Genomic DNA, 21,179 nt, shown 5'->3' on the forward strand with positions numbered 1-21,179 from the left:
CTCGCAAACATTATGGGCCGTTCAATCGTTCTTTCAGGAAAGGGCGGCACCGGAGAGAGGTTCCGGTACCGCCAGGGTATCGCCCACAGGGAGGTGGTAGAGGGCGAATTCTACACGGAAAATTTGGGGTCGACCAATAATCGCGTAATCATGATTATGGTAATTTTTAGGCTGTCACGGCACCTCAGACAGCTTCGAGTGCGATTGCAATTCCCTGTCCCACGCCAATACACATGGTCGACAACGACTTTTCTCCAGGTTTGAGGTCCAGCATCGCTGAGCCGGTGATGCGGGCACCCGACATGCCAAGCGGATGGCCGAGAGCAATAGCGCCGCCGTTTGGGTTCACGCGGGCATCATCATCCGCGATCCCCAGGTGCCGTAGTGTGGCCAGACCCTGCGAAGCAAAGGCTTCGTTAAGTTCGATCACCGAGAAGTCTTCTTGTTTCAGTCCAAGTCGCGCCATCAGCTTTTTCGACGCCGGTGCCGGCCCGAAACCCATGATGCGCGGTGCAACGCCGGCGGTTGCGCCGCCCAAGACCCTTGCGACCGGCGTGAGGCCAAATTTTTTTGCGACGTCGCTGGTGGCAAGGATCAATGCTGCGGCACCATCGTTCACGCCTGAAGAATTCCCTGCGGTTACCGTGCCATCCGCTTTTACGAAAGTTTTCAGTTGGGCGAGCGCTTCCAAAGTCGTACTCGCGCGAGGGTGTTCATCCTGTACGACGATCTTTGGCTCCCCCTTTCGCTGAGGAATCTCTACCGGGACAATTTCACGGGCCAAACGACCGTTCGCCATAGCAACGCTCGCCTTTTGCTGGGAATGTAGGGCGAAAGCATCTTGGTCGGCGCGGTTGATGCCGAAGACTTCAGCCACGTTTTCGGCCGTTTCAGGCATACTGTCGACGCCGTATTGGCTCTTCATCAGTCTATTGACGAAGCGCCAGCCGATGGTGGTGTCTTCCACACTATTCTCGCGCGAGAATACTGTTGTAGCTTTTGGCATCACAAACGGAGCACGCGACATGCTTTCCACACCACCTGCGACAATGAGATCGGCCTCTCCTGATTTGATAGCGCGGGCGGCCGTGATTATCGCATCCATGCCCGACCCGCACAACCGATTCATTGTTGTCCCCGGTACACAATCCGGAAATCCAGCTAGTAGAAGCGACATGCGAGCAACATTACGGTTGTCCTCTCCCGCTTGGTTGGCGCAGCCAAAAATCACTTCGTCAATGGTCGCTAGATCTAGCCCCGGGTTTCGGCTGGCCAAGGCCCTGAGTGGGATTGCGCCAAGATCGTCGGCTCGCACAGAAGAAAGCGCGCCGCCATAGCGACCGATTGGTGTGCGGATGTAATCGCAGATATAGACGTTTGTCATTCTTTGAGTGCCTTTGTCAGGTCCGGGACTGCGTCGAAGAGGTCTGCGACGAGGCCGTAATCGGCGATTTGGAAGATGGGGGCCTCTTCGTCCTTGTTGATGGCGACGATGACCTTACTGTCCTTCATCCCCGCAAGGTGTTGAATTGCCCCGGAAATCCCGACCGCGATATACAGCTCGGGCGCCACGACCTTGCCGGTCTGGCCGACCTGCCAGTCGTTCGGTGCGAACCCAGAGTCCACAGCCGCGCGCGAGGCGCCGACGGCAGCACCCAGTTTGTCCGCAAGTGCTTCAATAATCGCGAAATTTTCCTCGGAACCGACGCCGCGCCCGCCCGAGACCACGACCTTGGCCGAGGTCAGTTCCGGACGATCCGACGCCGCGACCTTGTCCTCGACCCAGGCGCTCAGGCCCGCGTTGCCGGCTGCTGCGATGGCCTCGACGGCGGCCGAGCCACCCTGGCCAGCCGCGTCGAAGGCGGTGGTGCGGACGGTCAGTAACTTCTTGGAATCGTTGGACTTTACCGTCTGCATCGCGTTGCCCGCGTAGATCGGGCGCTCGAACGTGGACCCGTCCAGGATGGCCGTCACGTCCGACAGAACCATCACATCCAGCAGCGCCGCAACGCGCGGCAGGATGTTTTTCGCGCTTGCCGTGGAGGGAGCAACGATATGTTCATAATTGCCTGCCAGGCTGACCACCAGATCGGCGACCGGCTCGGCCAGGCCGTTGGCGTAGGCCGCGTCATCCGCGACCACAACCTTCGCCACGCCGTCGATCTGCGACGCGGCCTGACCCGCAGCAGCAGGGCCCGCAACCAGAACGGTCACATCGCCCAGCGATTTGGCAGCGGTCACCGCCTTGGCGGTGGCGTCCAGCGCCAGCGCGCCACCGGCGATTTCTGCAAGGAGAAGAACAGCCATTACACGATCCCCTTTTCTTTCAGTTTCGACACCAGCTCGTCGACCGAGCCGACCATCTCGCCTGCCGACCGTGCGGCGGGCTCGGCGGTTTTCACAATCTCCAGGCGCGGGGTGACATCGACGCCGTAATCGGCGGCGGTCTTCTCATCCAGCGGCTTCTTCTTGGCCTTCATGATGTTGGGCAGCGAGGCATAGCGCGGCTCGTTCAGGCGCAAATCGGCGGTGACGATCGCCGGCAGCTTGACCTTGATCGTCTGCAACCCGCCATCCACTTCGCGGGTCACGACGGCATGATCGCCTTCGATCCCGACCTCGGAGGCATAGGTCGCCTGGCCCCAGCCCAGCAGCGCCGCCAGCATCTGGCCGGTGGCGTTCATGTCATTGTCGATCGCCTGCTTGCCCGCGATCACCAGGCCCGGCGCCTCGGCGTCGATCACGGCCTTCAGGATCTTGGCCACCGCCAGCGGCTCGATGTCCTGGTGCACGTCATCGGCGGCCACAACCAGGATCGCCCGGTCCGCGCCCATCGCCAGCGCCGTGCGCAGCGTTTCCTGCGCCTGCTTCACGCCGATCGAGACGACGACAACCTCGTCCGCCTTGCCCGCTTCCTTCAGCCGGATCGCCTCTTCGACCGCAATCTCGTCGAACGGGTTCATCGACATCTTCACATTCGCGAGATCAACTCCGCTCCCGTCCGCCTTAACGCGAACCTTCACGTTGTGGTCAATTAGGCGTTTTATAGGAGCAATTATTTTCATTGGCTTTTATCGTTTTCAAAATTTGCAATGGTGGTAACGGCCCGGATTCCGAGCCGTTACTCGGGATGGGTCCCTGTCAATTCGCAGTATAACCGCCATCTACTACAATCTCTGCTCCGTGAACGAACGATGACTCATCCGATGCGAGGAACAGGACCGCATTCGAAACCTCTTCAGGTTTGCTTGGTCGCTTGAGCAGCGTCGCCCCCAGAATTGCCTGCCGGGTAACTTCGTCGGCGTGTAGCAGATCTTTTGTCATGGGAGTATCGATGACACCGGGATGGATCGAATTCACGCGTATGCCACTTTCAGCCAGGTCGACTGCGCAGGATTTCGTCAACATCCGTACGGCGCCTTTGGATCCAATGTAGGCTCCCGCCGAAGCGGCTCCAACAATCCCATAGATTGAAGAAATATTGATAATAGATGCCTTTTCGGCCTCTTTCATCAATGGAACCGCGGCTCGGATGCCGAGATAAATACCGCGTACATTGACGTTGAACGTCATGTCAAATTCGTCAGGCGAGGTTTCGTGGAGCGGCTTAAGAATGAGAATGCCAGCGTTGTTCACTAGCACATCAAGCCGACCAGCACTTGATTGCACCGTAGAGATGACATTCTTCCAATCTTCTTCAAGCGTCACGTCATGTTGAATGAATTCCGCCTTCCCTCCGGCTTCAATGATACCTTTCACTACGCTTTCAGCCGCTTCCGTGTCACGGTCGGTTACAAATACATGCGCACCTTCACGTGCCAGCGTTTCACAATGGGCTTTTCCCATGCCCATCGCTCCACCTGTTACCAGTGCGACTTTTCCGAATACCCTTCCCAAATCTCTCTCCCTAGTTTTCATGAACAAATTTAATTGGTTCCGCCGGGGATTCTTGATGCCCGGCGGAATTCTTTACACCTTCTCGGCAGTGCGGTTGCGGATCAGGGATGTATAACCTTCCTCCTTCACTGCATTAATGGCATTTCGGTAATTGCCAATCCCGGCCATGTAGAACATTACTGCATTCTTCTTTCCGGGGATATTTGCGCCGAAGATCCAGCTTTCAGCTTTGGGGAAGAGTGTCATGTCGGCGATTTCACGACAGGTGCGAACCCAAGCATCGCGCGCTTCCACGGTTGGCTCCACATTTCGAACCCCCTCTTCTTCCACCGTGCAAATCGTGTCAGCGATCCATTCGACTTGCGTCTCAATGCTGGGGGGCAGGTTGGTGAAGGGGCCATTAGGGCCAAGGATCATGAAGAAGTTCGGGAAGTCGACCTCCATCATGCCGAGGTAACCGAGCGGGCCTTCCTTCCAAGTGTCGCGCATGGTCACGCCTCCGCGTCCGCGGAGGTCCATTTTGACGTAATTGCCGTCGACCGCATCGAAGCCAGTGGCAAAGATTACGATGTCAAGCTCATGCTCCTCGCCGCTTTCGAGACGTATGCCGTTCGGAGTGAACTCTGCGATCGGATCGGCCTTAACGTCGGCGAGGGTCACGTTGTCTCGGTTGTAGACCTCGTAATAGTTGTTTCCGCAAAGCGGGCGCTTGGCGTAAAGGTCCTTCGGCGTCAGTTTCTCTGCGACCTTGGGGTCCTTCACGATTTTCTTGATTTTGCCCTTGATGAAGTCAGCGGCCGCATCATTGGCCACTTGGCTGGTCGCAATATCGCAAAAGGTGCCAAACATGAAATAGAAACCACCGCCGCGCTGCCAGGCGGCTTCGAAGACCCGCTCCCGTTCTTCGGGGGAGGCGGTTTCGGCGGGCTTGACGCTTTCTTCGAAGCCGAAGGCCACAACAGAATTCTTCACTTGATTCCAGATACTATCGTAGTTTGCCTTTTGCTCTGCGATGGTAGCATCGTCTTGCGGGGTGTTCCCAATCGGCACGACATATTGTGCAGAGCGCTGAAAAACAGTCAGGTGTTTTGCAACTGGTGCCGTTGCTGTAATAACCTGCACACCGGTCGAGCCAGTGCCAATAATGCCCACGCGTTTGTTGCTCAAGTCCACGCCGTCGGGCCAGGCACCTGTGTGTAAGATACGGCCTTTGAAATCATCGATGCCCTTGAATTTTGGAACATTCGTTGCGGACAAGAGACCGAGGCCAGTGACAAGGTATTTGGCGGTAACTGTCTCACCACTATCAGTGATCACGTTCCAGAGACCGGTTTTTTCATTATAGTGCGCGCCGTCCACCTTGGTGTCGAACTTGTAGCTGCGTCGGAGATCGAGATGATCCGCCACCTCGTTCATGTATTCGAGGATCTCGGGCTGGGTCAGATACCGCGTTTTCCAGCGGCCTTTTTGAAGCAACTCTTTGTCAAAAGAATAGCGGTAGACATAGCTTTCCGTGTCCGACAGCGCACCGGGATATCGGTTCCACCACCAGGTGCCGCCAACGTCACTGGCGCTGTCATAGCCCCGGACGTTCAGTCCCTGCTCGTTGCGAAGTTTGTGGACGGCGTAAAGCCCGCCGAAGCCCGCGCCAATGACGACTGCGTCGTAATCCGCTCCGGATGTTTTAGTAATCTCAGTCTGAATGTTCATGTCACTCCTCCCAGAGTAAGACTGCTCCGCCCCGCAGTTTGCGGGTGAGATGGCAGATGAATGTGTCGTAGGGGTTTCTCTCGCACCGCACCGCACCGCAATGCAGTGCGAGTACAGGTGTCAGAGGGCCTGATACCATGCGGCGATGCGACCAAGTTCCTCGTTCGCCTCGGGCGCGCGTCCCGAAAGCGCGGGAAAGACATGCTGCATGCCTTCGACGATAGACAGGGTCACATTTACGCCCTGTGCCTTGGCCTTTTCGTGCAACCGCTCGGCATCGCTCCTAAGCGTCTCAGCCCCTCCGGCATTGATATAAAGCGGCGGGTAACCGGTGAAATCGTTCTCCAGAGGGTTGGCCAACGGATTTAGCTGATCAGTGCCTTCACCGAGGAACATTCCCGCCATCGCTTCGAGAATCGGTTTCCCGACTAGCGCATCGGTTTCCGCGTTGGTTTCCAGTGTTTCCCCGCGCATCGCCATGTCTAGCCAGGGCGAATATGCGATGACCGCTCCGGGCAGTGGCAGCCCAAGTTCGCGAAATTTCAGCACGCTGGCGATGGCAAGATTGCCGCCAGCACTGTCGCCAGCGGTCAGAATATTTCTTGCCTTGAAGCCCTTATCCAGCAATGCTGTGTACGCGGCTACCGCATCTTCGATCTGCGCCGGAAATGGGTGCTCGGGTGCGCGTCGATAGTGCAGGATCACCGACGTAACCCCAAGCACCTTAGCGAGGTGCCCTGCCATTTTCCGATGACTATCGGCTGAGCCGACGGCAAAGCCGCCACCATGAGTGTAAACAATTACACGCGAGGTATCGGCCCCGACAGGCAGTGCCCAGATAGCCTCGACTCCTCCGATATGATCGCTTTTGTAGCTAACGTTTTCCGGCTCTAGAGCAGGCTGCCCCCATTCATCGAACATGCTGCGCAAGTTCGCGATCGTCAGGTCTGGGTTCTCGACCATCTGATCGGTCCAATTCTGATAAAGCGCCCGCAGCGTATCCGCTTCTCTACTGATTTCCATATTTATCCTCCCAAGAGTAACATTTGGCAAAGCCACCACCTGACGTCGCCAATCTCGGAGGCGTCAAACGGTCTGAGGCGTACGCCAATGATCTCAGAGTAAGGGCGAAGAATGCACCGTGTATTGAACATACCTGCTTTGGAAATTGTATGATCTTGCTCAGCCTGTCGTGAGGCAGATATGCCTGCTACTAGGCTCTGTTGAACAAATTCCGTGCGGGATCCATCTTATGAACCCGGCTTGGTAGCCGGGGTGCATGAGCAGACTGCACCCCCGACCTACAACACCAGGAACTTGCGAGCCTACAATGAAGCGCTCAAGCGCCGGGGCGCTCTGGCAATCTGGTTCGACCCCGAAATGAGCTGGGAGGCCGCGCCGATAGGCAGTCGTGGCCGGCAGCAGACCTACAGCGATGCCTCCAGCCAGACCTGCCTTTCCATGAAGGTGTTATTCGGCATGGCGCTCCGGTAGACGACTGGGTTCGTCTAGAGCCTGCTGCAGCTGGTTGGTCTCGTCCGGACTGTGCCCGACTTCAGCACCCTGTCCCGGCGTCAGAAGACCCTGGCCGTGAACATCTCGAATCGCGGCTCCAAGGGGCCGCTGCACCTGCTGTCAGCACGCGTATCAAAGTCGCGGGCGAAGGCGAGTGGCACGCCCGCAAGCATGGTGGACCCAAACGGCGCGTCTGGACCGAGATCCATCTCGGGGTTGACGAGGAAACACTGGAGGTTCGCGCAGTGACGAGGTCACAGGGAGCCACATCGGCGATGCATGGGTTTTACCCGACCTCCTCAACCAGATCCCGGCGGACCAGTAGATCGGCAGTGTCATGGCTGACGGTGCCTACGACACACGGAAATGCCACGACGCAATTGCTGACCGTGGTGCCCACGCCGTTATCCCGCCACGCAAGAACGCAAAGCCATGGAAGACCATCACCGCCGGAGCCGTGGCGCGAAACGAGGCCCTGCGCGCGGCGAAGTGCCTGGCTCGCGCGCTCTGGCGACGATGGAGCGGATACCACCGCCGAAGCAGTGTCGAGACGAAAATGAACTGTGTCATGTCGCTGGGGCATCGCCTTATAGCGCGGGACTTTGACCGTCAGGTCGCGGCACTCCCAGTCCGCATCGCCGTCCTGAACGGATACACTGCACTCGGCATACCCGTTACGGAAGCTGTGGGATAAGTTTATCCGGGGAAAGGGCAACCACGGCCATCACCCCATTTGCAAAACAGACTCCCTCTACCACAGAAAGACAACTTATCTGCCGGTGATCGTGGGAAACATGCTGACATGTTCCTCCCCGGTCGCGAAAACTCTTTCTAAATAACGAGGCACCCTCCAGCCGCAAGGATCCTCTTTGACATGCGCGCTGAAGAGCGCGGTCAACCGATCCTTGCCGATATTTTTGGCGTGGTGCATCAGGCCTCCCCGCCAGCGGGGAAATCCGTAGCCGTGAATCATTACTAGGTCGATGTCTTGCGGTTTTTCTGCTACGCCTTCGTCAAGGATATCGCAGGCTTCCGCCACCATTGTGAGCAAGAGCCTTTCTACGATTTCGTCAGCTGAGAACTCGCGGCGAGTGAAGTTCATTTCTTCTGAGACACGGAGTATTTCGCTAGCGACCAGCTCCGAATGTGAGGGTTTGCCGTCTGGCCCATAGTCGTACCATCCGGCGCCCGATTTGCGTCCTAGGCGTTTGTGCTTTTCGACCAGCCGCTCGACCAAGGGCACGTGACCACAGCAGTTCCCTTCGGCAACTGCCTTGCGACGGATATTCGCGTAGGCGATGTCCAGCCCCGACATGTCCTGTGCAGCATATGGACCCATCGCCATACCGAATCCGCGCATAGCCGCGTCGATCTCGTCGACATTAGCCCCCTCCACCAGAAGGCGATTAGCGGCGCGACGGTAGCTCGACAAAATTCGGTTTCCGATGAAGCCATCGCAAACACCAGACAGTACCGGGATTTTACCAAGCCTGTGCGCCAGCACAAGTGCTGCACCTAATGTTCCGTCTGACGTTCGGTCGCTCCTGACGACTTCCAGAAGTTTCATAATATGCGCAGGACTGAAGAAATGCATCCCTACAAAGCGTGCCGGGTGTTTCAACCCATCAGAGAGCCGATTTACATCGAGATAGGATGTGTTTGTGGCAATGATGGTCTCGGGTGGCAGTGCGCCTTCGAGTTCGGTCAGGATCGCGGTCTTAACCGCAAAATCCTCGAAGGCCGCCTCGATTGCTAGATCGGTTGGTGGCAGAGCGTCATAGCCTGAGACCGTAACCAGCCGGTCTTCAACCGTCTTTGCCGCATCGACGGACAGAATACCGCGACTGATACCCTGATCAATCAGCTTTTGCAGGTTTTTACTGGCCCACTCGGCGGACGAGGCACTACGTTCGACGACAGTCACCGAGATCCCTGCGGTCGCCAGCGTGTACGCAATAGCTGCGCCCATATTGCCACCACCGACCACGATGGCGGTTTCAGCATCTCGGGAAGGTCGGGGGTAGGCGCGCCCCTTGTTGGTTGCGGTACGCTCGGTGAAGAAAACGTGCCTAAGGGCCCGCGCCTGATCCGAGGTACGAAGGTCCAAAAACGCAGAGCGCTCGCTGGCTAGTGCGTCGTGCAGCGGCGTCGTCGCACTGGTCGCGACTAGGTTCACCGCAACCTGCGGGGCATTCTGGCCAGGCATACGCCGCGCTACATGCGCTCGGGCGACTTCCGCTGCGACGTGGTTTGGCTTTGGTGAAGGAAGATTGTCGGGTGCCTGTGCCGCCTCAAGTACATCGTCATCGAGAGCTATGGCCGCGCCAAGCGGGTCATCGGCTAGCAGCTGGATCAGTCCCATTTTCAGTGCCTGCTCGGCGGAAACAGCCTTCCCGGTGACAATCATGTCAAGCGCAGCTTCAATACCGATAAGTCGCGGCAGTCTTTGGGTTCCCCCTGCGCCAGGCACGATCCCCAAGTTTACCTCTGGCAAGCCCAGTTTGGCAGAAGTTGAGGCGATGCGATAGCAGCAAGCCAGAGCAATCTCTAGTCCCCCACCAAGCGCAGCCCCGTTGATTGCTGCGATAGTAGGAATCGGGAGGTGTGCAAGTTGCATCAGCACATCATTTAGTTGTGGATCAACAGGCAACTTACCGAATTCCTTCGCATCCGCGCCCGCGACGAAGGTCGTTCCTGTGCCGGTGATAATCAGCCTGGTAGCCCCAGTTTCGAGGACTTTGAAGATACAGTGTTGTATTCCAGCCCGAACCTCCGCGTTGATTAGGTTAAGCGGCGAATTGTCTATGGTCAGAATTGCTGCGTCATTTGAGAAGCTTAATTCAACAGGCATGGGCATCCTCACAGCACTGGCGCGCGATTGCGCGAGATAAATTTGGTAATGAGATAGCCTTCGAAGGTTTCCGTCCCGCCTTCAGTCCCATAGCCGCTGTCTCTCACGCCTCCAAACGGAGTCTCGGGCAGAGCGAGGCCGAACTGGTTGATGCTTACCATACCTGCCTGCAAACCCGCAGCTGCTTTATCTGCACGCTCTAACGAATTGGTAAAGACATAGGACGCCAGCCCGAAGGGTAGCCCGTTGGCCCGCGACAGTCCGTCCTCTATGTCACGAAAAGACGAGACGACAGCAATCGGGCCGAAGGGTTCTTCGCGCATCAAGTCAATGTCGTCGTTGGGCGTATCGACGATTGTCGGGGCATAGAAGTTACCATGATTTCCAAGCCTTTTGCCTCCCGTCAACACCCGTGCGCCGTTTTCGCGGGCATCCTCGACGAGCTTTTCCATCGCATTCACGCGTCCGCGATGACACAATGGTCCCATCTGCGTGCCTTCGGCTAAACCAGCGCCCACCTTTACGCTCTCAAATGCTGAAACTAGTTCGGACAGAAATCGATCGTAGATGCCTTGTTGTACGTAAAACCGGGTTGGGGCGATGCACACCTGGCCTGCATTGCGCAGCTTGTTGACCGCCAAGGCGCGCGCCGCGGCCGTGGCATCGGTGTCGTCGAACACCAATACGGGCGCGTGACCGCCGAGCTCCATCGTCGCCCGCTTCATATGGCGGCCAGCCAATTCTGCCAGATGCTTGCCCACCTCGACCGAACCGGTGAAGGTGATTTTGCGCACCTCGGGGCGCGCAATTAGAGTTTCCGAAATGAAGGCCGCATTACCCCAGACAAGGTTCAGACAGCCTTCGGGCAATCCTGCATCCAGCAGATAGCGAGCAATTGCCATGCAACCCGCCGGAGCCTCTGCCGGGGCTTTTAAGATCATCGTGCAACCTGACGCAAGCGCCGCCGCGACCTTGCGTACCGCTTGGCTCAGCGGAAAATTCCAAGGCGTGATGGCAAGGCAGACGCCTATCGGTTCGCGCACGACAAGCTGCTGTACCCGCGGGCTGCGTGATGGAATGATGCGCCCATAAATGCGCCGACATTCCTCGGCGTGCCAGTCAACGTGGTCAGCCGAGGCGCGGACCTCAGCCAAAGCCTCAGCCAGCGGCTTGCCTTCATCGAGAGTGATCCAGCCAGCGATCAGTCTGTCATTTTGGCGCAGCAGGTCGGCAAACCGCCGCAAAATCGCACTTCGTTCCATGGGAGAGCTGTTTTTCCATCGGCGAAAAGCTGATTCGGCCGAGTGAACCGCATGGTCTAGATCTGCGGCGCTAGCCTGCGGAATCTGTCCGATAGTTTGCCCGTTTGCAGGGTTTATGACTGCACGATCCTCTGGCGTGGGAGAAGCGATCCAGTCTCGTCCGATGAGGTGCTGGATGGTCGGATAATTCATTTCTTTCATGGCATTATGCCCTCGCTTAGTTGTGTCATCCGCAGGATCCGGCACGAATGGGACTAGGTGGACGACCTTAATTTTCCGCATAGCGGGAAAGTTTACCGCAGTATTGACTCGGACGTTATCGATCGTTTAGGTGTGTTTCAAGACGCATAATTCTTTCCGAGGAGGGATATCGTGAGACCAAGGAAAGACCGCACCAAGGATGCCGAGAAACAGGATCGCGATTTTGTCACGGCGTTGGCGCGCGGCTTGGAGCTGTTGCGGGCCTTTCGGCGGGAAGGGGAGGCTCTGGGGAACGGTGAGTTGGCCGAGCGCACTGGCCTGAGCAGATCGACGGTCTCCCGGCTGGCCTATACACTGAACAAGCTGGAATACCTCAGCTACGACCCGGATACAGCACGTTATCGACTGGCCCCTCCAGTGCTTTCGTTGGGTTTCTCCTGCCTTGCAGGGATTCCGCTGCGGCAACTGGCGAAGCCCTTTATGCAGGAGCTGGCTGATTACACAGGCATGCCGGTGGCCATGGCCAGTCGTGACCGGCTATCGATGGTCTATCTGGAGCGGTGCAAGGGCACTAATGCCGTCACGCTGGCGATCGAGGTTGGTGCCCATATTAAACTGGCCACGACCGCGGTTGGTCGCGCCTGCATAGCGGCGCACGACCCGGATGAGCGGGCCAGAATTCTGGCCCTTGTGGAGGAACATGAAGGCGACAACTGGCCGAATGTGCAGCCCGGAATCGAAGCAGCTATCGCAGACTACCAACAGCACGGTTACTGCACGTCCTTCACGGAGTGGAAACGTGATGTGAACGCTGTAGCGGTGCCCTTCGTGCCGAAGGACGGCTCACCCATTATTGCCTTCAACTGCGGTGGCCCTTCGCAAACCCTTACGCGCGACTGGATCGAAAGCGACGTCGCGCACCGCCTTGTCGATCTTGTCCGCCGCGTTGCGGCGGTCGCACCCTGAACAATAGAGAGCATCATGGCCCTTGATAAAGATACCCTTTCCCAGTTTCTCGACGCGCTCGACCGCTTCGTGAAAGAGCGACTAATCCCTTACGAGGATCGCGTCGCCGACGAGGATGTGATTCCGCCGATGCTGGTCGATGAAATCCGCATGATGGGCCTTTTCGGCATGTCGATCCCGGAAGATTTCGGCGGGCTCGGCTTGTCGATGATAGAGGAAGTGCAAGCCGCTTTCGTTCTTGGCCAGGCTTCGCCTGCGTTCCGGTCGCTAGTTGGCACCAACAACGGGATCGGCTCTCAGGGAATCATCATCGATGGAACCGACGAGCAGAAGGCGCAGTATCTACCAGCTCTCGCGTCCGGAGATATGATCGCATCCTTCGCCCTAACCGAGCCAGATGCTGGGTCGGATGCTGGCAGTCTGCGCACTACGGCGCGGCGTGACGGTAACGATTTCCTTCTGAACGGCACGAAACGCTACATTACCAATGCACCGCGTGCCGATCTATTCACGGTTTTTGCCCGGACCAATCCAGAGGCGGAAGGTTCTGCCGGCGTAAGCGCCTTTCTCGTCGAGGCAGGGACGCCAGGCATAACGCTTGGCCAGCCTGACAGGAAGATGGGGCAGAAGGGCTCGCACACATGCGACGTCATCCTTGACAATGTCCGCGTGCCTGCCGCGAACATTATCGGCGGGCCGGACCGTCTGAACAAGGGCTTTAAGACAGCAATGAAAGTCCTTGACCGGGGCCGACTGCATATTTCTGCCGTCTGTGTGGGCGCCGCCGAACGGCTGATCCGTGACAGCCTATCCTATGCGATGGAACGCAAACAATTCGGTGAACCCATCGCTGAAAAGCAACTGATCCAAGCCATGCTGGCTGACAGTCGCGCCGAGGCCTTCGCAGCGCGTTGCATGATCGAAGAAACAGCACGCCGCAAGGACGCTGGTCAGAACGTGTCGACTGATGCTGCCTGCTGCAAGATGTTTGCCAGTGAGATGGTAGGTCGAGTGGCCGATCGCGCAGTGCAAATCCACGGCGGTGCAGGATACATGGCCGAATATGCGGTCGAGCGCTTCTATCGCGATGTGCGTCTCTTCCGCATCTACGAGGGGACAACCCAGATTCAGCAAATACTGATCGCGCGGAATATGATCCGCACTGCAGCAGCTTAACAGGAGCGAAGACAAACTATGGACTTCAATTTCCTTTCCACCCCGAGGATCGTCTGCGAGAGCGGTGGGCTTGGCCGGATCGGCAGCCTGATGCAAGATTTGTCTTGCACCCGTGCGCTGGTCGTGACGGACCCGGGCATATTGGCCTGTGGTTTTGCGGACGAGGCAGCCGCCTCACTTAGGGCTGCTGGCATCGAGGTTGAGATTTTTCATAAAGTCGAAGCGGACCCCCCGATCGCTGTCGTCGAGGCCGCGGTAGAGGTCGCGCGGGCCTTTGGTGCTGACGGAATCATCGGACTTGGCGGCGGCAGTTCACTGGACACTGCCAAGGTCATCGCAGCGGCGGTAGCCAACGATCAACCGATTACGGACATGATCGGGATTAATCAGGTCACCGATAAACGCTTGCCACTGATCCAGGTGCCAACCACGGCAGGGACCGGATCAGAGGTAACATGGGTGTCCGTGCTGACTTCGGAAAGCCACGAAAAAAAAGCGGTATATGCACCGCAGCTTCTGCCTGACGTTGCCTTGCTAGATGCAAAGCTAACATTGGGAATGCCTCGTCACATCACAGCGGCCACGGCGTTAGACGCAATGGTTCACGCCATTGAGGCAGTAACCAGTCGCACCAGAAAGAATCCCATTTCCGATGGAATGGCGGACAAAGCGCTGGTGCTTCTCGGTCAGAACTTACCAATCGTCATGGAAACGCCTTCGGACCTGTCAGCGCGAGAGGCCATGCTGTTGGGGGCGACACTGGCTGGGATGGCCTTCATTAATGCCAGCGTGGGGGCGATTCATGCCTTGTCATACCCACTTGGAACAGGTTTCAAGGTTCCTCACGGGCACGCAAACGCTCTGGTCGCAGGACCAGTGATGAGGTTCAACATGCCCGTTGCAGAAGCTGAATATGCTCGTCTATCGCGGTTACTACTGCCCTCGCGGCCTTTCAACTCTGATGCGGCTGCGGCCCATGGCCTGATCGACGAGATGGAACGGATGCTAGTCGAAAGCGGACTTGAGTCTCGACTTTCTGGTGTCGGAGTGACCGAGGCAGCCATTCCCGGAATGGCTAATGAGGTCGTGACCGGTATCACGCGATTGCTGGAGACCAACCCGCGCGACATGACAGCCGAAGATGTGTCGCGCCTCTATCAGGAGGCGCTTTGATGGCTGGCTCATTGGACGGGATCAAGGTGGTCGACCTCAGCCGCGTGCTGGGCGGGCCTTACTGCACCCAAATGCTTGCGGATCATGGCGCTGAGGTCATCAAGGTGGAGCCGCCTCTGGGCGACGAGACCCGCAGTTGGGGCCCGCCTTTCAATGATGAACTCAGCGCTTATTTCTCTGGCGCCAACCGCAACAAGCGGTCCATCGCTATCGATCTGCAGCAACCGGAAGGGCGCGACCTGATTTTGCGGTTTCTTCAGGATGCGGATGTTTTAGTTCACAATTTTAAGTCTGGTACTCTTGAAAAATGGGGGCTTGGTTATGCTGATGTTCTCAGGGCACGTTTTCCTAGACTGGTACTCTGCCATGTGACTGGATTTGGTTCCGATGGCCCACTTGGCGGTTTTCCCGGCTATGACGCCGTGGTACAAGCTATGACGGGCCTCATGAGCATCAACGGCAATCCCTCCGAAGGCCCGACACGCATGGGTACGCCCATCGTGGACATCGGCACCGGTCTGATCGCCTGTAACGCTATTCTCGCCGCACTTTTGGAACGGGGCCGGTCCGGATTGGGCCAAGCCATCGAAGTGCCGCTATATGATTGCGCGATCAGCATGATGCATCCCCAAGCGGCTAATTCCCTCATGTCCGGACAGATACCAATGGCGACCGGCAATGGGCATCCAAATATCGTACCATACGACATGTTCGAAACAAGTAATGGCAAACTCTATCTGGCTATCGGTAACAATGGTCAGTTCGCAAAACTCTGTGACGTGCTTGGCCTACCTGAGGTGCCCTGCGATCCACGATTTGCCGACAATGCCGCGCGTCTTGCGCATCGGTCAGAGATGACAGAGGTCTTGTCAGAGTGCCTGGTGCAACATGACGCCTTCAAACTTGAGCCGGTGCTTTTGAAAGCTGGGATTCCCGCCGGAGTCGTTCGGAATGTGAATGAAGCGTTGGAGCATCCACACACCCGACATCGCGGCATGGTGGTATCAGTTGGCACCTACCGCGGCACCGGCGTGCCAGCACGCTTGTCGCGTACCCCCGGAGCGGTTCGCGCGGCACCGCCTCGCTTCGGGCAGCATAGTAGGGAGTTGCTTAGCGAGGCTGGACTGACAGAAGCTGAAATCGATAGATTGACTCAAGCGAATATCGTTCGAGAAGAACCGCGGATGCGCGAGACGACCTAAGCCGAAATTTCAGCTCAAGCGGACGATCGTGAAAAAGTTCAGGGAGGCCAAGATGGAAAGACTGCTCATATCACCGGACCGGATACCCGAATGGATTCCCGGCACGACTACGTTGGACAGTTCCGGGTGCAACTGGAACGGCATTACCCTGAAGGGCTATCGTTATGAGCGACAAGACGCGGCAATTCCCCCCATGCGCGACTATATGATTGTTGCATATGATGGCGCGCCAACCACTATGCGCCGCACGAGTGGCGGCCCATGGCAAAGCGCGCGCGTAGAGAAAGGTAGGATTTCCTTGCTCACGCGTGCAGAGGAATCCACTTGGAGTTGGTCCGAGCCTATCACGGTTAGACACGTCTATCTCAGTCACAGTGAACTCGAAAACACGGCCCTTTCGGTCTTTGATCGTGACCCGAAGTCCATTGAGATCAATGATTGTCTGTCTGCGAAGGACCCCTGTATCCTGAACTGCATCCAATTGCTAGAGAATGAGCTAAAGAACGGTGGAATCGGCCAGAGATTGATCATCGACGCCCTGCGCATCCAGATCGCCGTTCACCTTCTGCGTCAGTACGCCAAGGTCTCTTTGACCAGCGACGCAAACTCGAACTTCAGCCCTGCTCAAAGGCAGAGAATCATCGATCTCGTTGAAAGCTGCTTAGGTGAAAACCTCAGTCTGGAAGACATGGCCGCATCTATCGGTTTCAGCCAGTTTCACTTTTCGCGTCAGTTCAAGGCGGAGTTTGGGTTGGCACCGTATGCATATGTTTTGCGCAAGCGAATATCGAAGGCCCAGGAGATGCTGAGAAAGGGTAATGCCCCCCTGAAAGTGGTCGCGCTTGACTGCGGTTTTGCAGATCAGAGTCATTTTAGTCGAACTTTTCGAAAAATGACAGGCGCGACCCCCGCCGAATTCCGGCGCATGGCATAATTACCGGAAAACTATTCCTTCCTATCGCTGTCACGCACCAGAGACAAAGAAATGTTGAGCCCGTAACGCTGCAATGAATGTACCAGAAACAGAATTTAAACCACGATTTGCCTTCGAACGCAGGATTTTCTTTGGCGACTGTGACCAGCTGGGAATCGCCTTTACTGGCCGGATCACGAATTTCGCGCTGGAAGCGATCGAGACTTTCTGGGACGATTTGCTTTCAGGCCGGGGCTGGCTTTTTCTACTCACGGAAAGAAACACGGCCATGCCTTTTGTCTCTATGGACCTACAATTCCATGCGCCGGTGAAAGCAGGCGCGAACCTAGCATGCGAGGTCTATGTGGTCCATGTCGGGGAAAGTTCAGTTGGTCTAAAAGTTGTCGGCCGTCAGCATGACTTGATTTGCTTCGAATGCGAAACGAAGTCAGTTTTCCGAGATGCTTCAACATTTGGAAAAGTCAAAATTGAAAGCTCAATTCGGCAGATTTTGCTCGCGGAAGTGGGTTCGGAAAATCAAACAGTGAGCTAGCAACCTTTGAGGTTGCCGCCTGTAATCAAAGAGGTTTTTCGCCCCGTTTGCGTGTGACCGAGTGCAAATTTCTATCTGGCCTTCAAGAATGGCATTTTGAAAAGCCGCGGCCAGAGACGAAGGTCAGCGGATGAGGTCTGAAGTGGTCCCAGGAAACCGGACAGTCAGCTAAGGTGTTTCCCGAACCTTTGAAGGGATACGAACATGGCAAAGCGCCGGAACTTTACAGATCAGTTTAAGGCCAAGGTGGCGTTGGAAGCGCTGCGTGGCGACAAGACCGTGCAGGAGATCGCGGCGAAGCATCAGTTGCACCCAAATCAGGTCAGCACATGGAAGCGGCAGGCCATCGAGGGCATGGCCGATGTGTTCTCGGGTGGCAAGCAGAGCGGCCCGACCGAGGCGGAAGTAAAGGAACTTCACGCCAAGATCGGGAGGCTGGCGGTCGAGAACGATTTTTTGTCGGAAGGGCTGAAGCGATGAGCCCTGGAAAGAAACGCGCGATGATCAACCGGGATCACCCCAAGCTGAGCATCAGCCAGCAGTGCAAGCTGGTGAGCCTGAGCCGGTCGGCGTTCTACTACACGCCCGCCGGGATCGACGCCGACACGCTGTCGATGATGAAAGAGATCGACCGGGTGTTCACCAAATACCCATTCTTCGGGTCGCGCCAGATCGCGGCCTATCTGCGCCGGGAAGGCATTGTTGTTGGCCGCCATCGCGTCAGGCGATTGATGGCGAAGATGGGTCTTGAAGCGGTCTACAAGCGCCCACGAACCAGCCAGCCGCATCCTCAGCACCCGGTCTTCCCGTATCTGCTGAGGAAGATGGTGATTGACCGACCGAACCAGGTCTGGTGCGCCGATATCACCTTTGTGCCAGTCAGAAATGGCTTCCTCTATCTGGTGGCAATCATGGACTGGGCGACGCGCAAGGTGCTGAGCTGGCGGTTGTCGAACACGATGCACGCCGACTTCTGCGTCGAAGCACTGAGCGAGGCCATCGCCAGGTACGGCCCGCCTGAGATCATGAACACAGATCAGGGATCGCAGTTCACCGGATCGGCCTGGATCACGACGCTGACCGAGGCGGGCGTGCGCATCTCGATGGACGGGCGCGGGCGTTACCTCGACAACATCTTCATCGAACGCCTCTGGCGATCCCTGAAGCAGGAGGCCATCTATCTCGAAGAAATCAATGAAGGCTTCCGGGCCCGTCGTGTCATCAAGGGCTGGATGGCATTCTATAACACCAGCCGACCCCATTCCGCGCTTGATCGGCAGACGCCGGACGACGCATATTGGGCAGGCTTGGAAGAGCGACACGCAGCATGAAACCTAAACCCGATACACCTTAGAAACGCTGCAAACCTGTCCGAAAAGATGGGACCACTTCACACGTCAACGCACAGTGAAAGCCAGAGAAAGGGAAGCCCGGGTGCCGGGCTTGAAAGGATAGAGAGAGGCTCATCCGGGTCCGGCGAGACAAGGACCCTGACCATGGCCAAGACCACGACCCGCCCGAATCCCACCACCTCAAAAAAGACCGAAGCCGTTGGATCGGCCGCGCCTGACGGCGGTGCCGACATCCGGATGATCCCGCTCGACAAGCTGGAGCCGAGCCCACTCAACGTCCGCAAGGTGGCCGCAAGCGCCAGCGACGATGCCGAGATTCTTGCGAGCATCCGCGAGACGGGAATCAAGCAGAACCTGGTGGTTCACGCACTTTCCGAGACACGTTTTGCCGTCGACGCAGGCGGTCGTCGCCTCAAGGCGCTGAAACAACTCGCCGAGGACGGTGTGATCCCCGCTGATCATCCAGTGCCCTGCCTTGTCGAGGACGAGCGCAACGCCATCCTTACCTCGGCCACAGAAAACCTCCAGCGCGCGGCGATGCATCCGGCAGACCAGTTCGAGGCCTTCGACAAGATGATCGGCGAGGGTCGCAGCGAAGACGAGATTGCGCTCAAATTCGGCGTCTCCGTCGACCTGGTGCGCCGTCGCCTCAAACTCGCCCGTGTCGCACCCGAAATCATCGAGCAGTTTCGTGCCGGTGATCTGACCCTCGAATGCGTGATGGCTTTCACGCTGACCGACGACCATGACCGCCAGCTCGCGGTCTGGAACGCCGTGAAGGGCGGCTATCACATCCATCCGCAGAGCATCAAACGTCAGCTGACCGGGGCCGCACATTCGGCGAACTCGGCAATTGGTCGATTTGTCGGCATCGAGGCGTATGAGGCGGCGGGCGGGGTTCTGCTGCGGGATCTCTTCGACGACCGGGCAACCGCTCATATGGAAAACCCCGACCTCTTGGAGCGTCTCGCCATTGAGAAACTGCAGGCTGCGGCCAAACCCTTCGAAGGGATATGGAAATGGGTCGAAGTGCATCTTTCGGTGGATTATGGCGCGTTTCGCAGTTTCGGGCGGGTCTATCCGCAGGACATCGAACCGGATGCGGACATGCTGGCCGAGGAGGAACGTCTCATCGCGCGTGAGGAAGAATTGGCGGCGCAGAACGACGGGGAGGACTGGACCGACGCGGAGACCGAAGAATACTACGCCATCGAGCCGCGTTTGCGCGAAATTGAAGCCATGCAGCGCGAACGGCAACCCTATGCCGAGGCAGATCGCGCTATCGCCGGTGTAGTCCTGACCATCGGCCATGACGGGGTGTTGCGCGTCGAGAAAGGCCTGGTGCGGCCCGAGGACATTCCTGTTGCGCCCGAACCGGACGATACCACCGCAGATCCGGATGGCGCTCCCTCCCCTGCCCGCCCACAGGTGACGCCGCCGACCTCCTCCACGCCGGTGCCGAGCTCCGACCCGGCCGCGACGTTGCGCAAGGCGGACGGGATTTCGGCGAGCCTGGCCGACGATCTGCGCGCCACGCGTCAGCACATCCTGCGGGCGCATCTGGCGGCGGATTTCGAGGTGGCTTTCGATGCGATGCTCTACGCGCTCTGCGAGCAGGCTTTGGGGCGGTCCTACAACAACGAGGCGCTCGATATCTCCATCCGGCCCTTCCAGGCGCAAGACCGCGAAGTGCTGCACGCGGACACCGTCGCCCAAAAAATGCTCGAGGCGCTGGAACAAGACCTCGCCACGGACTGGATGAAGCTTCAGAAACCCGAGGACTTCCGGACGATGTCGGCGTTGCCCATTGCGGACAAGCAGGCGCTTTTCGCCTGGGCGACGGGTCTCGCGGTCAAACCCCAGCTTTCCTCCGACAATCGTCCTTCCCCGATCATCGAGGAGATCGGCGCGCGGCTCGATGTTGATGTGGCTGCCTGCTGGCGCCCGACTGCCCAAAACTACTGGGGTCGGGTCAACAAGGGGCATGCGGTGGCCACGGCGCGCAAGCTGATCGGTGACGACTACGCCGAGGATCGCAATCGCGAACGCAAGGGCGATATCGCGGCCGCGATGGAGCGGGCGTTCGCAGAAGCGGCGAGCGAGACGGAAGGTTTCGACGCCGCGACGGTTGCAAAGACGACGCGGTGGCTGCCCGACGGGATGGTGTTTGCCGGTGCGACGGAGGCTGGTGCCGACACGGCAGGCGCTGCGCCGGAGACCGAGGAGGGAGATCTGTCCGCCGAAGATTCTCTGAGCGACGCTGAGAGCAATGAACCGTCGTCCTTGCCCGCCTTCCTGAGCGAGGATGCGGCCTGACGCGGCGAAAACCGATCCGATCATGACCTAAGCCTTGGGCCGTCCTCGCGCAGAGGGCGGCCCTTTCCCGCTGACGGGTTTCACGCAGCCGG

16 protein-coding genes and 1 pseudogene are annotated in these 21,179 nt (G+C 57.8%); 9 read left to right on the plus strand and 8 right to left on the minus strand.

What is annotated here, in order from left to right; genetic code table 11:
• Window positions 1-184 precede the first annotated feature (184 nt).
• From pcaF to ACP15R_RS24395, 6 genes are all read right to left on the minus strand, one after another.
• Window positions 185-1,384, minus strand: coding sequence for a 3-oxoadipyl-CoA thiolase (pcaF, locus tag ACP15R_RS24370; protein ID WP_007120599.1), 1,200 nt, complete (start codon window positions 1,382-1,384; stop codon window positions 185-187).
• Window positions 1,381-2,307 (minus strand): FAD-binding protein, encoded by a 927-nt coding sequence (locus ACP15R_RS24375; RefSeq protein ID WP_009827022.1) that lies wholly within the window; start codon window positions 2,305-2,307, stop codon window positions 1,381-1,383. Before ACP15R_RS24375 ends, pcaF begins: the two co-directional genes overlap by 4 nt.
• Window positions 2,307-3,065 (minus strand): electron transfer flavoprotein subunit beta/FixA family protein, encoded by a 759-nt coding sequence (locus ACP15R_RS24380; RefSeq protein WP_009827023.1) that lies wholly within the window; start codon window positions 3,063-3,065, stop codon window positions 2,307-2,309. Before ACP15R_RS24380 ends, ACP15R_RS24375 begins: the two co-directional genes overlap by 1 nt.
• 76 nt (window positions 3,066-3,141) lie before the next feature.
• On the minus strand, window positions 3,142-3,897 hold the full coding sequence (locus ACP15R_RS24385; protein WP_037954867.1) for an SDR family NAD(P)-dependent oxidoreductase: 756 nt from the start codon (window positions 3,895-3,897) through the stop codon (window positions 3,142-3,144).
• Window positions 3,898-3,969: 72 nt separating this feature from the next.
• Window positions 3,970-5,607 (minus strand): flavin-containing monooxygenase, encoded by a 1,638-nt coding sequence (locus ACP15R_RS24390; RefSeq protein WP_009827025.1) that lies wholly within the window; start codon window positions 5,605-5,607, stop codon window positions 3,970-3,972.
• Between the two features lie 120 nt (window positions 5,608-5,727).
• Entirely contained in the window at window positions 5,728-6,630 is a 903-nt protein-coding gene (locus ACP15R_RS24395) for an alpha/beta hydrolase (protein WP_009827026.1), read from the minus strand.
• A gap of 252 nt (window positions 6,631-6,882) precedes the next feature.
• On the opposite strand from ACP15R_RS24395, the pseudogene ACP15R_RS24400 reads away from it, so the two are divergent.
• Window positions 6,883-7,816 (plus strand): annotated as a pseudogene (locus tag ACP15R_RS24400) (IS5 family transposase).
• A gap of 75 nt (window positions 7,817-7,891) precedes the next feature.
• On the opposite strand, the gene ACP15R_RS24405 reads toward ACP15R_RS24400, so the two are convergent.
• Together ACP15R_RS24405 and ACP15R_RS24410 are read right to left on the minus strand one after the other, a co-directional pair.
• The gene (locus ACP15R_RS24405; RefSeq protein WP_197918802.1) at window positions 7,892-9,973 is read right to left on the minus strand and encodes an FAD-dependent oxidoreductase; all 2,082 of its coding nucleotides are present in this window, start codon (window positions 9,971-9,973) and stop codon (window positions 7,892-7,894) included.
• Between the two features lie 8 nt (window positions 9,974-9,981).
• Window positions 9,982-11,436, minus strand: a complete 1,455-nt coding sequence (locus tag ACP15R_RS24410; protein WP_232272174.1) for an NAD-dependent succinate-semialdehyde dehydrogenase — start codon at window positions 11,434-11,436, stop codon at window positions 9,982-9,984.
• 171 nt (window positions 11,437-11,607) lie between these two features.
• Between ACP15R_RS24410 and ACP15R_RS24415 the strand changes: the two genes are divergently transcribed.
• The 8 genes from ACP15R_RS24415 (at window position 11,608) to ACP15R_RS24450 (ending at window position 21,087) form a co-directional block, all read left to right on the plus strand.
• Complete coding sequence (locus ACP15R_RS24415) at window positions 11,608-12,402, plus strand: IclR family transcriptional regulator (protein ID WP_007120594.1); 795 nt, start codon at window positions 11,608-11,610, stop codon at window positions 12,400-12,402.
• 15 nt (window positions 12,403-12,417) lie between these two features.
• Complete coding sequence (locus ACP15R_RS24420) at window positions 12,418-13,578, plus strand: acyl-CoA dehydrogenase family protein (protein WP_007120593.1); 1,161 nt, start codon at window positions 12,418-12,420, stop codon at window positions 13,576-13,578.
• Window positions 13,579-13,596: 18 nt separating this feature from the next.
• Window positions 13,597-14,751: an iron-containing alcohol dehydrogenase gene (locus tag ACP15R_RS24425; protein WP_007120592.1), complete on the plus strand. Its 1,155-nt coding sequence runs from the start codon at window positions 13,597-13,599 to the stop codon at window positions 14,749-14,751.
• The gene (locus ACP15R_RS24430; protein WP_007120591.1) at window positions 14,751-15,953 is read left to right on the plus strand and encodes a CaiB/BaiF CoA transferase family protein; all 1,203 of its coding nucleotides are present in this window, start codon (window positions 14,751-14,753) and stop codon (window positions 15,951-15,953) included. Before ACP15R_RS24425 ends, ACP15R_RS24430 begins: the two co-directional genes overlap by 1 nt.
• A 52-nt stretch (window positions 15,954-16,005) precedes the next feature.
• Entirely contained in the window at window positions 16,006-16,887 is an 882-nt protein-coding gene (locus ACP15R_RS24435; protein ID WP_232272173.1) for a helix-turn-helix domain-containing protein, read from the plus strand.
• 73 nt (window positions 16,888-16,960) lie between these two features.
• Window positions 16,961-17,419: an acyl-CoA thioesterase gene (locus ACP15R_RS24440; RefSeq protein ID WP_007120589.1), complete on the plus strand. Its 459-nt coding sequence runs from the start codon at window positions 16,961-16,963 to the stop codon at window positions 17,417-17,419.
• A 204-nt stretch (window positions 17,420-17,623) separates the two neighbouring features.
• A protein-coding gene (locus ACP15R_RS24445; protein ID WP_369924169.1) for an IS3 family transposase occupies window positions 17,624-18,750 on the plus strand; the annotation gives its coding sequence in 2 pieces (ribosomal slippage) (window positions 17,624-17,870 and window positions 17,870-18,750; 1,128 coding nt in all).
• A 165-nt stretch (window positions 18,751-18,915) separates the two neighbouring features.
• The gene (locus ACP15R_RS24450) at window positions 18,916-21,087 is read left to right on the plus strand and encodes a ParB/RepB/Spo0J family partition protein (RefSeq protein WP_424988533.1); all 2,172 of its coding nucleotides are present in this window, start codon (window positions 18,916-18,918) and stop codon (window positions 21,085-21,087) included.
• Window positions 21,088-21,179: the final 92 nt, after the last annotated feature.

The sequence above is a fragment of the Microbulbifer sp. S227A genome (genome assembly GCF_049800935.1).